This is a genomic window from Sphingobium sp. KKT206 (genome assembly GCF_055640555.1).
Window position 1 is genome coordinate 1 of record NZ_CM145765.1, and the last position, 13145, is coordinate 13145.

A 13145-nucleotide genomic window follows, 5' to 3' on the forward strand; every position below is an offset into this window, starting at 1 on the left:
ATGGCGATCAGTCGGCGCGACGCGATGACGGGTGTATTGGCGGGAAGCACGCTGGCGTTTGGGCGCGTGGAGGCTGCCACAGCACCCATGGCCGCGACGGACTGGAAACGGGGTTTCGACAATCAGCGTATCGCCGATTTGGGCGACGGGCGCTTCCTCAATCCGCTGATTTCGGGCGACCGCCCTGATCCGGCCATCCTCAAAGATGGCGCGGATTATTACATGACCTTCTCCACATTCGACAGCTATCCCGGCGTTACGATCTGGCATAGCCGCGACCTGATCAACTGGCAGCCGCGCGGAGCGGCATTGCACAAGAATATCGGGTCGGTATGGGCGGTCAGCCTGGGAAAGCATGGCGGGCGCTATTTCCTCTACATTCCGGTGAAGGCGGCCCCCAACAGCATCTTCGTGATCCATGCCGACACGATCGACGGGCCATGGAGCGACCCCATTGACCTCAAACTGCATGACCATATCGACCCCTGCCATGTGGTTGGCGAGGATGGCAGCCGCTGGCTGTTCCTGTCGGGCGGCGACCGGATAAGATTGAGCGATGACGGACTGTCCACGGTCGGCACGGTCGAGCATGTCTATGATCCCTGGCGCTACCCCGACACGTGGGATGTGGAAGGATTTTCACCGGAAGGGCCGAAGATCCATCGCCATGGCGGGTGGTTTTACATGCTGACCGCGGTGGGCGGGACAGCGGGGCCGCCGACCGGGCATATGGTGATCGCAGCGCGATCCCGCTCCATTCATGGTCCCTGGGAGCAGCATCCGGGCAATCCGCTGGTCCGGACCGAAAGCCTGGCCGAACGCTGGTGGTCGCGCGGCCATGCCAGCCTAGTGGAAGCGCCCGATAAAAGCTGGTGGGCGGTCTATCATGGCTATGAAAATGGTCTTTGGACATTGGGTCGGCAAACGCTGCTCGATCCGGTCGAATGGACGGCGGATGGCTGGTTCCGCATGACCGGCGGCGATTTGTCGCAGCCCATTGCCAAGCCGCGCGGTGGCCCAGCACTGCCGCACGGCATGGCGCTGTCGGATGATTTCGCGACGCTGAACCTCGGCGCGAAGTGGAATTTCTTCAAGCCGACGCCCGACGAAGCAGACAGGGCACGGGTGGAAGACAACATATTGTTCTTGAAGGGGCGGGGGACCGCGCCAGCCAATTCATCGCCGCTGCTGCTGATTGCGGGTGACCCGGCCTATGAATTTCAGTGCGATATCGAGATCGCGCCGGGCGGGACAGCGGGGCTGCTGCTTTTCTATGACGACAGGCTCTATTGCGGGCTGGGGTTTGACGAGAACCGCTTCGTCACCCACCAATATGGCATGGAACGGGGCCGCCCCGCCAATCCCCACGGCCGCAAGCTGACGATGAAGGTGACCAACCGTCACCATATCGTTTCCTATCATCTGAGCGGTGATGGCGGGCGGACATGGCGCCGCTTCGACCGGGGCATGGAAGTGTCGGGCTATCATCATAATGTGCGCGGCGGGTTCCTGATGCTCCGACCGGGCTTGTTTGCGGCTGGTCCGGGGGAGGCGCGGTTCCGCAATTTCCGGTTTCAAGCGCTTTGATCAGGCGGTCGTCAGGCTCGTGCGGATCGCGGCCTTGAGTATCTTGCCGGCGTCATTCTTGGGCAAAGCATCGACCCACAAGACACTTTCGGGATATTTGAAGCGGGCAACGCCTTGGCTGGCGAGAAAGTCAGCCAAAGAGGCTATGTCGGGTTTTGCGCCGTTGCGCGGGACGATGACGGCAACCGCCTTTTCCCCTGTGCGCGAATCGGGAATGCCGACGATCACAATTTCGGCGATGTCGGGATGGGCGATCAACAGATCCTCAATCTCCTTCGGCGCGATATTCTCGCCATTGCGAATGATGATATCCTTGATCCGCCCAGTGACGACCAGATGGTCGCCTTCGATCCATGCACCCTGGTCGCCGGTGCGATAATAGCCGTCGGCGTCGAAGCTGGTTTCCTCATCCTCCCGGTGGAGATAGCCGACCATCATCTGCGGTCCGCGCGCACGGATTTCACCATCGGGCGCGATGCGGATGGTGGCGATGCCGGGGCGGCCATCGGTATCGGCGGCATGATCGCGATCGGCCGGGTCGATCACGCCGACAGTGGTGACGGGCAATTCGGTGGAGCCATAGACGCGGCTGACGATCGCCTTGTCGAAATAGGTGGCAGCGTCGCGGATCAGGCTGGGCGGAACCGATGCGCCGCCGCAGATGAAGAGTTTAAGGTCGGGCAGGCGCGTCCCGGCTGCGCGCGCCGAGGCCAGCAGATGCTGTAGAAATGGCGTGGCACCCGCCATATGGGTGCAGCGCTGGGCGCTCATGATGGCGACGGCTTCATCTGGGTTCCAATGTTCCATCAGGATCGCGGTCGCCCCCAACAGCAGCGGCGTTTCGAAGGCGTAGATCGATCCGCCAATATGGCTGATGGGGGACGGCACCAGAAAGCGGTCGCCCCGTTCGACCAGCCAATGGCGGCCGATTTGGCGGATCAGCGCGTTGATGCTGTTATGGCTGTGGAGAACGCCCTTTGGCCGTCCGGTGGTGCCGCTGGTATACATGACCATGCGAACATCGTCGGGATCGACGGTTGGGAGCGGCGCGTCGGCGACTTCTGCCAGCAGGTCGGCAAAGGCGATGTGCGGGCCTGCCTCGCCGCGCAAGACGACGACGGCGGGCGGGCTGTCCAGCGCCGGGGTGACGCGCGCGAGCATGGCGGCATAGTCATGCCCGCGAAAGCTGGCGGGGATGAAGATCATCGCACTGTTCAGGTCGGCGAGGGTGAAGCGCAGATCATGGTCGCGCAGCGAGGGCAGGATAGGGTTGGCGACCATGCCTGCCAGTGTCGCGCCCATGTAGATGATCGCGGCTTCGTGCCAGTTGGGTAGCATGAAGGAGATGGCGCTGCCCGGTGCGAAGCGGGCGAGCATGGCTTGTGCCAGACGGGAGGCCTGCGCGTGGAGGGCGGCGGCGGTCAGGCTGGTGACGCAGTCGATCAGCAGGATGCGGTCGGGCGTTTCGCGCGCGGCCCGCACCAGCGCATCGGCGGCGGTATCCGCCTGCCACCAGCCATCCTTATAGGCCTGCGCCGCGAAGGTGTCATCACGGCGGACGGACCAACCGGTAGGCGTCGTGCGCCGGAGCGAAGCTATGTCGGACATGACGCAGAAATGCGGGAGTTGTACGGCACGGGCAAGCCGCGCAGCAATCCAGCGCTCTGGCGATGGACGGTCAGAGCAACGCCCGGTAGCGCGCGAGCAGATCGTCGATGAAAGCAATGACGGCGCGGGTGTGGGGGGATTTTTGATGTTCGGGGCGCAGGACCAGCCAGTAGCTGCGCGTGATTTCGACCTCGTCGGGTAGGATGCGGACCAGGCCGGGCTCGCTGTCGGCCGAAAAACGATGGAGCAGGCCAAGGCCGACGCCTGACGCCACCGCCTTTTGCTGGGCGACGATCGAGCTGGAGCGGAATACGGGGCGGGCTTCGCCCGCGACTTCGGACAAATAGCGCAGGCCACGCATGTCGATCATCTGGTCGATATAGGCCACGAAAGGCTGCGCGGCGACATCCTGCGCGCTGCGGATCGGCGGATGACGGGCGAGATAGTCGGCGGATGCATAGAGGCCGAGTTGATAGTCGCACAGTTTGCGCACGACCAACTTACCGCGCGGCGGGCGATCGACGGTGATGGCGATGTCGGCTTCACGGTTGGCGAGGCTGACGGCGCGGGATTCGGGCATCAATTCCAGCAGCAGGTCAGGGTAGCGATCGTGAAAATCGGCGATGTTGGGAGCAATGATATAGGTGCCGAAGGCTTCGGGCGTGGCGAGGCGAACTTCGCCTGCGATGGCTTCGGCCCGGCCCGACAGCGTGGCGGCGGCGGCTTCGAACTCACGCTCGACCCGTTCGGCATGGTCGAGCAGCAGCGCGCCCGCCGCGGTCATCACCACGCCGCGCGAAGTGCGATCGAACAGGCGCGCGCCCAGTGCGTCCTCCAGCGCGGTCAGGCGGCGGGCAACGGTGGTGTGGTTGACGCCCAGCGCCTGCCCCGCGCTGGTCAGGCGGCCAGCACGCGCGACGGCAAGGAACAGGCGAAGATCATCCCAATGCAGCATATATATCCATGCACAACAGATGCGCACATATGATCATTTTTGCGCAGGGCGCCATAGGCTAATCGCCGCGTCAGGCATTTATCGCGAGGGCATCATGCGCATTATCGACAATTTCATCGGCGGCAGTCATCAGGCATCGACATCCGCTCGACTGGGCGACGTGTTCGATCCGGCGACCGGCAAGGTGCAGGCGCAGGTCCGCCTGTCCGATCCCACCGAACTGGACGCGGCCGTCGCCAATGCGCAGGCGGCGCAGCCCGCATGGGCGGCGATGAACCCGCAGCGGCGGGCGCGGGTGATGTTCAACCTCAAGGCGCTCATCGAAACGCATATGGATGAGCTGGCCGAAATGCTGTCGGCCGAACATGGCAAAGTGCATTCGGATTCCAAGGGCGATATCCAGCGCGGGCTGGACGTGGTGGAATTCGCCTGCGGCATTCCGCATCTGTTGAAGGGCGAATATAGCGAAGGCGCAGGACCGGGGATCGACGTCTATTCAATGCGCCAGCCGATCGGCATCGCGGCGGGGATTACGCCGTTCAATTTCCCGGCGATGATTCCGATGTGGATGTTCGCGCCAGCGATCGCGTGTGGCAATGCGTTTATCCTCAAGCCCTCCGAACGGAACCCGTCGGTGCCGATGCGGCTGGCGGAGCTGGCGATGGAGGCGGGGCTGCCCGCAGGCATCCTGAACGTCGTTCATGGCGACAAGCAGGTGGTGGACGCGATCCTCGATAATCCGGCGATCCGCGCCGTCAGCTTTGTCGGCTCGTCCGATATCGCCCAATATGTCTATGGTCGCGGCGCGTCGAACGGCAAGCGGATGCAGTGCATGGGCGGCGCGAAAAATCATGGCATCGTCATGCCCGACGCCGATCTGGACCAGGCGGTCGCGGATATTCTTGGCGCGGCATACGGGTCGGCGGGCGAACGCTGCATGGCGTTGCCGGTAGTGGTGCCGGTGGGCGAAGCGACGGCGGTGGCGCTGCGGGCCAAGCTCGAAACCGGGATAGCGGGATTGCGCGTCGGCGTGCCGAGCGATCCTGACGCTCATTATGGTCCGGTGGTCAGTGCGGCGCATAAGGCACGGATTGAAAACTATATTCAGATGGCGGTTGATGAAGGGTCTGAACTGGTGATCGATGGGCGCGGCTTTGCGTTGCAGGGGTATGAGGAGGGGTTTTTCCTGGCGCCGACGCTGCTCGACCATGTGAAACCGGACATGAAAAGCTATAATGAAGAGATTTTCGGGCCGGTGTTGCAGATGGTGCGAGCCGACACGTTCGAGGAGGCGCTGAGCTATCCGACCAAGCATCAATATGGCAACGGCGTGGCGATCTTCACCCGCAATGGCGATTATGCGCGGAAATTCTGCGCCAATGTCGAGGTCGGCATGGTGGGCATCAACGTCCCGATCCCGGTGCCGGTCAGCTATCACAGCTTTGGCGGCTGGAAGCGGTCGGGCTTTGGCGACATGAATCAATATGGCATGGATGGCGTGCGTTTCTATACGCGGGTCAAGACGATCACCCAGCGTTGGCCGAGCGGCGGTGCTGTGATGGATCAGAGCTTCGTCATCCCGACGATGGGCTGACGGAGAGGGCGGGTCGGCCACGGCTCGCCTTTTCATCGCTGTCGCACTGCTATAGCCTTATGTTACACAAGATGATGGGAGAGCGGTGATGAAACGGATGGGGGCGATACTGGCTGGACTGTTGCTGGCAAGCCTAACCAGCAGCCCGGTCACGGCGCGGACGCTGCTAGACTGCCCGCTTCGCGATGCACCGTTTTCGATCGAGTCACCCTTGGTTGATCTGTTGCTCAACCCGGTGGCGAAAAGCGTGCTGGGCACCCAGGCTCCCGATCTCTTCAAGGCTCTGCCTCCCAGCTTTACCTCGACGAAGGCGCCGACATTCGCGGCTATTTTGACGGTACGGACGATGGGGGAAAAGGCCATGACGCCAGAAGCGCTGGCCGCTATCGACCAGCGTTTGCGGGCAATCCCGGTGACGGATGCGGACCGGGCGGCACGGTGCGCCCGTTATGATGATGATCGTCCGAACTTTACGCTGCCTGATAAGAAGCTGGCGGTCTTGCTGTTCGAGAAGATGACCGGTTTCCGGGATGGGCCGTCGGTCGAAGCGGCAAAGGCTGCCTTTCTGGCCATGGCACAGCGTGAAGGCTGGGCGATCGTCGTGACCGACAAGGGCGGTGCGATGAATCCCGCGACCCTGGCGCAGTTCGATGTCGTCATCTGGAACAACGTCAGCGGAGACGTATTGACCCTGTCCCAGCGCAAGGCCTTTCGCGACTATGTCGAGGGCGGCGGCGGTTTCGTAGGGGTGCATGGATCGGCCGGCGATCCGGCGACGTTTTGGGACTGGTATGTCGATACGCTGATCGGCGCGCGCTTTGCCGGGCATCCGATGGAACCGCAATTTCAGGATGCGCGGGTCGTGGTCGAAAATACAAGTCATCCTGTCAATCAGGGTCTGCCCAAGGCGTGGGTCATGAATGACGAATGGTATTCCTTCAAAAGCAATCCGCGTGGGACCGGGGCGACGATCATCGCGACGTTGGACGAAGGCAGCTACAAGCCCGGCGAACCGTTGACGATGGGTGATCATCCCATTGCCTGGACGCGCTGTATTGGCAAAGGGCGCATGTCGTACAGCGCTATTGGCCATCGCCCGGAAACCTACGTTGACGTGCATCATGTACGGTTGTTGGAAAATGCGGTGCGGTGGGCGGGCGATCGACGGGCGACGTGTCAGCCTGAATAGAAAGGCGCTTTAACATAATATATATTATCGATTATTTTGCGATGTTCGGGTGGATTCTAGATCGAAGTGCGAAATCCTAGGATTTATAGGGGTTTGATCCCCTTTCCAGGAAGGCACATGATGAACGGCTACCAGCATCTGGGTTTGGATGAGCGGCGACAGATCTATCAACTGGCTGCAACCGGGCGGTCCGTGCATCAGATAGCAGCGTCGCTGCAGCGACATCGTTCGACCATCTATCGCGAGCTCAAACGTAATCAGCATCTCGATGACGAGCCGGTGTTTCGTGGCTATTTTCCAACGGCCGCACAAACGATGGCGGACAGGCGCCGGGTGCGTGGCGGCAAAATCGCCCGAAAGCCCGAGCTTGCCGCCTATATCGCCGACCGCTTGTCAGCAGCCTGGTCGCCGGAGCAGATTGCGGGATACCTTCGACGCCATCGCGGTAATCGTGAAGCCGTCTGTCACGAGACCATCTACCAGTTCGTCTATGGGCCGGACGGACGAAGCCAGGGCCTGTGGCGCCTTCTGCCTGTTGCCCGTCGATCTCGACGGCAGCGCTATGCGCGCAAGCCCCGCGGTCTGCATATCCCTTTGGCCAACACCATTGGCAAACGCCCTTCCGAAATCGGTAATCGCAGCAGCTTTGGTCATTGGGAAGGCGACCTGATGATCTTCAGGTTGGAATATGGCAAAGCCAACCTCACCTCGCTGGTCGAGCGCCGCAGCCGGTTTACTATCCTCGCCCGCAATCCCAGTCGGCATTCCGCCGGCGTCATGTCGGGAATCCAGCACCACTTGCACATGCTGCCCCCTTCCCTGCGTCAGAGCATCACCTTTGACCGGGGAACGGAATTTGCTGCCTTTGTGACACTCCAGAAGAAACTCGCGATGACGAGCTATTTCTGCCTGCCATCGGCACCCTGGCAAAAGGGCAGCGTGGAAAACAGCAACGGTCGCATACGGCGCTTCCTGCCGTCTGACACGGACCTGGCGTTGCTATCGGATAAGGAAATCCAGGCCGTTGCTGATCGCATCAACAGCACCCCTCGCAAGTGCCTGAACTATCGCACCCCGCATGACGTTCTGGGAGAGCAAATCACCCTCCTCAACGCTCGGTAGATTTGCCATCCAGGGTGGGGCTCGCCCCACCCTGGATGAAATGCTACGCATCCCATGGATGTCGCGCTTCAAATCGAAACCGCCTCGTTTGCGGCTTTTCGATGGATCTAGCCGCAGCATAAACCATCCGTCCCCTCACAATCACGGAAGCGTTTGACGTTCGCACATTCTGCGCATAGTCGCAGGCACATATTCACCCACGGGGTGTCCTGGCGCTGTCAGGGCTGAGACGCGGATCGGGCGCAAGGGGTGCCTAGTCCGCAAACCCGCGAACCTGATCCGGCTCATACCGGCGGAGGAATAGGGACTATGCGTCGTTACGCCATCATCTCGTTTACCTGTCTGTCCACCCTACCCTTCGCATTCGCATTTTCCAATGCGGCGCGGGCGGCCGAAGGGAGCGAGGCGGATCGCATCATCGTCACGGCGCGGGGGCGCGAGGAAGCGGAGATCGGTGTGCCCGATACGGTGATCGTCTATGGTCCCGCCGCTATTGCCGCGCGCAAGATGACGACGATCGATGATTTCATCGCGGCGACGCCGGGCATCTTCATCATCAATGATCAGGATCCAGGTACGAATTTGATATCGGTACGCGGCGTATCGACCAATCGCAGCCAGTCGCCTTCTATCGCTTATATCGTTGATGGTTTGGCGCTGGCCGATTCCGAACTCTTCACCCTGCGGACCTATGATGTCGCGCGGGTCGAGATATTGAAGGGACCGCAGGGCGCGCTGTTCGGGCGCTCGGCATCGGGCGGCGCGATTGCGGTGGCAACGAATGAGCCAGGCCCGGATTGGGGCGGCGAGGCAGCGGTCGGGATCGGCAACGGGCTTAGCTGGACTGCCGATGGCGTGGTCAATGCGCCCCTGTCCGACCGGGTGCAGGTGCGATTGGCGGGTTCCTATCGCAACAGCGAGGGGTTCATCCGCAACAGCTTCCTCGACAAGAAGGTCGATGGCCAGATCAGCCGCAATCTGCGGTTAAAAGCAACAGTGGCGCTGAGCGAAACCGCAATGCTCAAGCTGCGCGCGAGTTGGGCTGACGAGGAGGGCGGCGCGGCCTATATCTCGTCGGGTAATGTGACCGGCCTCTATGGCGGACGGCTTGCAGGCAAAGCGCTGACCGATCCGTTCGGCGATTTCGAGGGGCGTTCGGACCGAAATTATTGGGGCATTCAAGCGACTTATGAGAAACTGCTGGGCGATGCCCTGAGCTTGAGCTGGACCGGCGGCTATGACGAATATCATAAGGATTTTGTCGAGGAACTGGATTTCCGCAACGACACGCCAATCACGCTGGGCGGCATTCCGCTCTTCCCAGATGGTATCCAGCCTATCTCTCAACCCGTTGATATTCTGGCATGGACCAGCGAATTGCGGCTCACGTCGATGACCGATGGCCCGCTACGTTGGCATATCGGGCTGTTTTTCCAGCGGCTGGAGCGCGACCGGACCGACGATTTCGGGCCTTTGCTGTTCGGCGCGGAAGCGTTACGCGCGGAGACACGCTCGAACCAGATCGGTGTCTTCGCTCAGGCGAGCTACGACATTGCGCCGCAGGTCGAACTGACCGCCGCGCTGCGCTACGACCGCGATCGGCGCAAGGAAGATACGGTCGGCTCGACAAGCGGCGCGCTGGTGGCGCAGCGGGCGCGGACGTTTGACAAATGGCAGCCCAAGGTTTCGCTGGCGTGGCGGCCCAATGCGAACCTGACCGCTTATGTGACCGGCGCGGTTGGTTTCAAGGCGGGCGGGTTCAATCCCCTGCCCGGCGCGACGGATGTGTGGCAAGCCGTGTTCCCCGGCGAGACGACCAAGTCGGTCGAGGTCGGCGTCAAGGCGCAGAGCAGCGATGGCCGGGTGCGTGGATCGATCGCGGGCTTCGTCACCGATTACAGCAATTTCCAGAATACGGTGTTCCTGGGCAATTCGGTGGTGTTGTCCGTGCCGCAGGTCGATGTCCATGGGCTGGAGGCATCGGGCGATGTGGCGCTGGGTGCTGGGTTCCGCGTCGATGGCGGGATCGCCTGGACGCATAGCCGCACGGGGCGCTACCTCACCCCCAATCCGACCCCCGAACCGGGCGAACCGGCGATCGTGGACATGAGCGGCAAGCGGACGCCCAATGCGCCCGACTGGACGGTCAATGGCGGGATCGGCTGGCAAGGCGCGGCGGGACCGGCGTTGGTCAATGCGCGGCTGAGCGTTGCCTATGTATCGCGAGTGGATTTCGAGATCGACAATATCCTGTATACGCCGGGCTATACGTCGGTCGATGGACGGGTCGGGGTGACGCAGGGCGCTTGGACGTTCGATATCTGGGCGAAAAATCTGTTCGACAAGCGTTGGGCGATCTCCGCCTTTGGTCAGCAGCAATTGCCGCTGCTGCTGGGCCTTGGTCCCAATGGACCGTTCGACAGTTTCACGATCAATACCGGCCGCCAGTTCGGGGCGAGCGCCGCAGTCAAGTTCTGACAGGAGACGAGATGATGAGCTTTTGCGCAGAGATTTGGGACGAGGTCGCGCCGTTGCGGCAAGCCATCTTGGCCCATCCTTTCCTGACCGAACTGGCGGCGGGCACATTGCCGTCGGCCAGTTTCCAGCACTATATCTTGCAGGATAGCCTCTACCTCGCCGAATATGCGCGGGTGCTGGCGATCGCAGCGGCGCGCGCGCCGAGTGCGGCCGGGCGGCTGGAATTTTCCGATGGGGCCAAGGTGGCGGTGCAGGTCGAGGAAGGTTTGCACCAGGCCTTTTTCGCGCAGTTCGGGGTAAGCGGCGACATGGCGGCGGCGGTCGAGCCCAGCCCGGCGTGCCGGGGCTATACCGGCTATCTGACCAGTCTGGCCGCGACGCGGACCTATGAGGAACTGATCGCGGGGATATTGCCCTGCTTCTGGGTCTACTGGGAAGTGGGCTGCGCTATCAGACCGCAGGCGGTCAGCCCCAACCCCTATGCGCCGTGGATCGACACCTATGCCGCGCCTGAATTTGGCGAAGCGACAGATCGTGTGCGGGCGTTGGTGGATGCCGCGGCGGAGGCGGCGAGTCCGGCCGTGCGTGACGCCATGGCCCAGGCGTTCCGGGTGGCGACGCGCTATGAGTGGATGTTCTGGGATTCGGCCTATCGGCGCGAGGTCTGGCCGATCTGATCGGGTCGGTTACAGCGTCACGCCGCGCTTCCAGATGGCGATGTCGCGTTCGCCGTTGATTTCGTTGCGGGCGGGTTCGCCCGACGCGATGGCGCAGATCCGGGTCATGAGTGAATCGGTCGCGACGTCCATTCCCTCGTCCAGCACGATAGCCGCGTCGAAGTCGATCCAGCCGGGTTTGCGGCGGGCGAGGTCATGGTTGGTCGCGAGTTTGAGTGTGGGGATCGGGCTGCCCAGCGGGGTGCCGCGTCCGGTCGAGAAGAGCGTGATGGTCGCGCCCGCCGCTGCCAGTGCCGTCGTGGAGACGGCATCATTGCCGGGGGCTTCGAGGATGGTGAGGCCGGGGCGGCGCAGGGTTTCGCCATAAGCGAGGATGTCGGTGACGGAGGCATGGCCGCCCTTCTGCACCGCGCCCAGCGATTTTTCCTCCAGCGTGGTGATGCCGCCTGCGACATTGCCGGGGCTGGGATTTTCCGAGATCGGCTCGCCATGGTCGATGAAATAGCGCTTGAAGCGATTGACCAAGGCAACCAGCGCATCGAAGATGTCGGCATCGGCGGCGCGCTGCATCAACAGCCGTTCGGCGCCGAATATTTCCGGGATTTCGGTGAGTATCGCTTGCCCGCCTGCGCCGGTCACGACATCGGCGGCGCGACCGATTAGGGGGTTGGCGGTCAGGCCAGAGAGGCCGTCCGAGCCGCCGCATTTGAGGCCAAGGCGCAAGGCGTCGATGCCGACTTCCTCGCGCTCGTCCTGCGCGGCGGTTTCGACCAGGGCGTCGATGGCGGTGGCGGCGTCGGCATATTCGTCGGCGCTGATCTGTGCACCGACGCTGCGGATGCGGTCTCGGCGGTCTGGCGGGATGCGTTGCAACAGGGCGGCAAGCTGGTTTTCTTCACAGCCCAGCCCGATGAGCAGGACGCCGGCGGCATTGGGATTGCAAGCGAGCGCTGCGAGCAGGCGCGCGGTGGCGTCAAGATCATCGCCCAGTTGCGAGCAGCCCAGCGGATGGGGGAAGGCAAGGATGGCATCGACGCGCCCGGCGTGGCGGATGGCGGCCTGCTGTGCGACGCGATCGGCAGTGCGGGCGACGCAGCCGACGGTCGGGATGACCCATATTTCATTGCGGGTGCCGACCGAGCCGTCGGCGCGACGATAGCCCTGGAAGGTCCAGCGGGAGGTCGGAGCGGCGGCGGCCGATGGGACGGGGACGAAGGTGTAGGGTTCTTCCGCCTTCAGGTTGGTGGTGAGGTTATGGCTGTGGACATGATCACCCGGCGCGACGGGTTGCGTCGCCGTACCGATGGGCCAGCCATAGCGCAGCACGGCTTCCCCCGCCGCGATGGGGCGAAGTGCGACCTTATGGCCGCGCGCAATTCGTACAGCGACCCGGACACTGGTTTCACAAATTGACACCGTCTCGCCCGCGTCGAGGTCGCGCAGAGCGATGGCGACATTGTCGGTTGCGGCAATGCGGGTCGCGGCAGGGAGTTGGTCCATAGATGGCGGCGTAGCAGCTATGCTACCGGTGGCACAAGGGCGCTGCCCCGCTGTTGGACAGCCTTGTCCATCAGGCGCGGGCGGCGGTGATTATGATTTCGACCTTATAGCCTGGGTCGGCGAGCTTCGCCTCGCCGGTTGCACGCGTTGGTGCGGGAACGTCCGCGATCCAGGCGTCCCAGACGGCGTTCATTTCCGTGAAATCGGCCATGTCGGCGAGCCAGATGGTGGCGCGCAGGATGTTCGCTTTGCTGCTGCCCGCCAGCGCCAGCAAGCGCTCGATCTCGGCGAGCGTTTCCTGCGTCTGGTTGGTGACGCTCTCGCCCGGCGTGCCGACCTGGCCCGCGAGATAGACGGTGTCGCCATGGATGACCGCTTCGCTCATACGCGGGCCGGTTTCGATGCGGGTGATGGTCATGATTCTTCTCCTTGAAA

The 13145-nt window shown here is 62.6% G+C and carries 10 protein-coding genes and 1 riboswitch; of the genes, 6 read left to right on the top strand and 4 right to left on the bottom strand.

Annotated elements, in window-relative coordinates; all coding sequences use genetic code 11:
• Positions 1–1587: a family 43 glycosylhydrolase gene (locus ACZ2HM_RS17955; protein ID WP_037476819.1), complete on the top strand. Its 1587-nt coding sequence runs from the start codon at positions 1–3 to the stop codon at positions 1585–1587.
• Here ACZ2HM_RS17955 and ACZ2HM_RS17960 read toward each other — a convergent pair whose 3' ends face one another.
• Positions 1588–3195 carry an AMP-binding protein gene (locus ACZ2HM_RS17960; RefSeq protein ID WP_470427107.1) on the bottom strand — a complete coding sequence of 536 codons (1608 nt, stop codon included), beginning with the start codon at positions 3193–3195 and terminating at the stop codon, positions 1588–1590.
• A 70-nt stretch (positions 3196–3265) separates the two neighbouring features.
• The gene (locus ACZ2HM_RS17965; protein ID WP_069064303.1) at positions 3266–4150 is read right to left on the bottom strand and encodes a LysR family transcriptional regulator; all 885 of its coding nucleotides are present in this window, start codon (positions 4148–4150) and stop codon (positions 3266–3268) included.
• Between the two features lie 94 nt (positions 4151–4244).
• On the opposite strand from ACZ2HM_RS17965, the gene ACZ2HM_RS17970 reads away from it, so the two are divergent.
• The 5 genes from ACZ2HM_RS17970 to tenA all read left to right on the top strand — a co-directional run bounded on the left by ACZ2HM_RS17970 (position 4245) and on the right by tenA (position 11210).
• Entirely contained in the window at positions 4245–5744 is a 1500-nt protein-coding gene (locus ACZ2HM_RS17970; RefSeq protein WP_069064505.1) for a CoA-acylating methylmalonate-semialdehyde dehydrogenase, read from the top strand.
• A gap of 88 nt (positions 5745–5832) precedes the next feature.
• Complete coding sequence (locus ACZ2HM_RS17975; protein ID WP_052027611.1) at positions 5833–6933, top strand: ThuA domain-containing protein; 1101 nt, start codon at positions 5833–5835, stop codon at positions 6931–6933.
• Positions 6934–7050: 117 nt separating this feature from the next.
• Positions 7051–8055 (top strand): IS30 family transposase, encoded by a 1005-nt coding sequence (locus ACZ2HM_RS17980; RefSeq protein ID WP_069064301.1) that lies wholly within the window; start codon positions 7051–7053, stop codon positions 8053–8055.
• A 190-nt stretch (positions 8056–8245) separates the two neighbouring features.
• Positions 8246–8373: riboswitch (TPP riboswitch) on the top strand.
• Positions 8365–10533, top strand: coding sequence for a TonB-dependent receptor (locus tag ACZ2HM_RS17985; protein WP_470427108.1), 2169 nt, complete (start codon positions 8365–8367; stop codon positions 10531–10533). It overlaps the preceding riboswitch by 9 nt.
• 11 nt (positions 10534–10544) lie before the next feature.
• Complete coding sequence (tenA, locus tag ACZ2HM_RS17990) at positions 10545–11210, top strand: thiaminase II (protein ID WP_470427109.1); 666 nt, start codon at positions 10545–10547, stop codon at positions 11208–11210.
• Positions 11211–11219: 9 nt separating this feature from the next.
• Here tenA and ACZ2HM_RS17995 read toward each other — a convergent pair whose 3' ends face one another.
• Together ACZ2HM_RS17995 and ACZ2HM_RS18000 are read right to left on the bottom strand one after the other, a co-directional pair.
• Positions 11220–12710: a UxaA family hydrolase gene (locus ACZ2HM_RS17995; RefSeq protein WP_470427110.1), complete on the bottom strand. Its 1491-nt coding sequence runs from the start codon at positions 12708–12710 to the stop codon at positions 11220–11222.
• Positions 12711–12780: 70 nt separating this feature from the next.
• Complete coding sequence (locus tag ACZ2HM_RS18000) at positions 12781–13128, bottom strand: RidA family protein (protein WP_037477371.1); 348 nt, start codon at positions 13126–13128, stop codon at positions 12781–12783.
• Between the last annotated feature and the right edge of the window lie 17 nt (positions 13129–13145).

What these genes read in the sequence shown, in the direction of transcription:
- ACZ2HM_RS17955 (WP_037476819.1), top strand. Translation starts at nt 1, where the DNA reads ATGGCGATCAGTCGGCGCGACGCGATGACGGGTGTATTGGCGGGAAGC.
- ACZ2HM_RS17960 (WP_470427107.1), bottom strand. Translation starts at nt 3,195, where the DNA reads ATGTCCGACATAGCTTCGCTCCGGCGCACGACGCCTACCGGTTGGTCC.
- ACZ2HM_RS17965 (WP_069064303.1), bottom strand. Translation starts at nt 4,150, where the DNA reads ATGCTGCATTGGGATGATCTTCGCCTGTTCCTTGCCGTCGCGCGTGCT.
- ACZ2HM_RS17970 (WP_069064505.1), top strand. Translation starts at nt 4,245, where the DNA reads ATGCGCATTATCGACAATTTCATCGGCGGCAGTCATCAGGCATCGACA.
- ACZ2HM_RS17975 (WP_052027611.1), top strand. Translation starts at nt 5,833, where the DNA reads ATGAAACGGATGGGGGCGATACTGGCTGGACTGTTGCTGGCAAGCCTA.
- ACZ2HM_RS17980 (WP_069064301.1), top strand. Translation starts at nt 7,051, where the DNA reads ATGATGAACGGCTACCAGCATCTGGGTTTGGATGAGCGGCGACAGATC.
- ACZ2HM_RS17985 (WP_470427108.1), top strand. Translation starts at nt 8,365, where the DNA reads ATGCGTCGTTACGCCATCATCTCGTTTACCTGTCTGTCCACCCTACCC.
- tenA (WP_470427109.1), top strand. Translation starts at nt 10,545, where the DNA reads ATGATGAGCTTTTGCGCAGAGATTTGGGACGAGGTCGCGCCGTTGCGG.
- ACZ2HM_RS17995 (WP_470427110.1), bottom strand. Translation starts at nt 12,710, where the DNA reads ATGGACCAACTCCCTGCCGCGACCCGCATTGCCGCAACCGACAATGTC.
- ACZ2HM_RS18000 (WP_037477371.1), bottom strand. Translation starts at nt 13,128, where the DNA reads ATGACCATCACCCGCATCGAAACCGGCCCGCGTATGAGCGAAGCGGTC.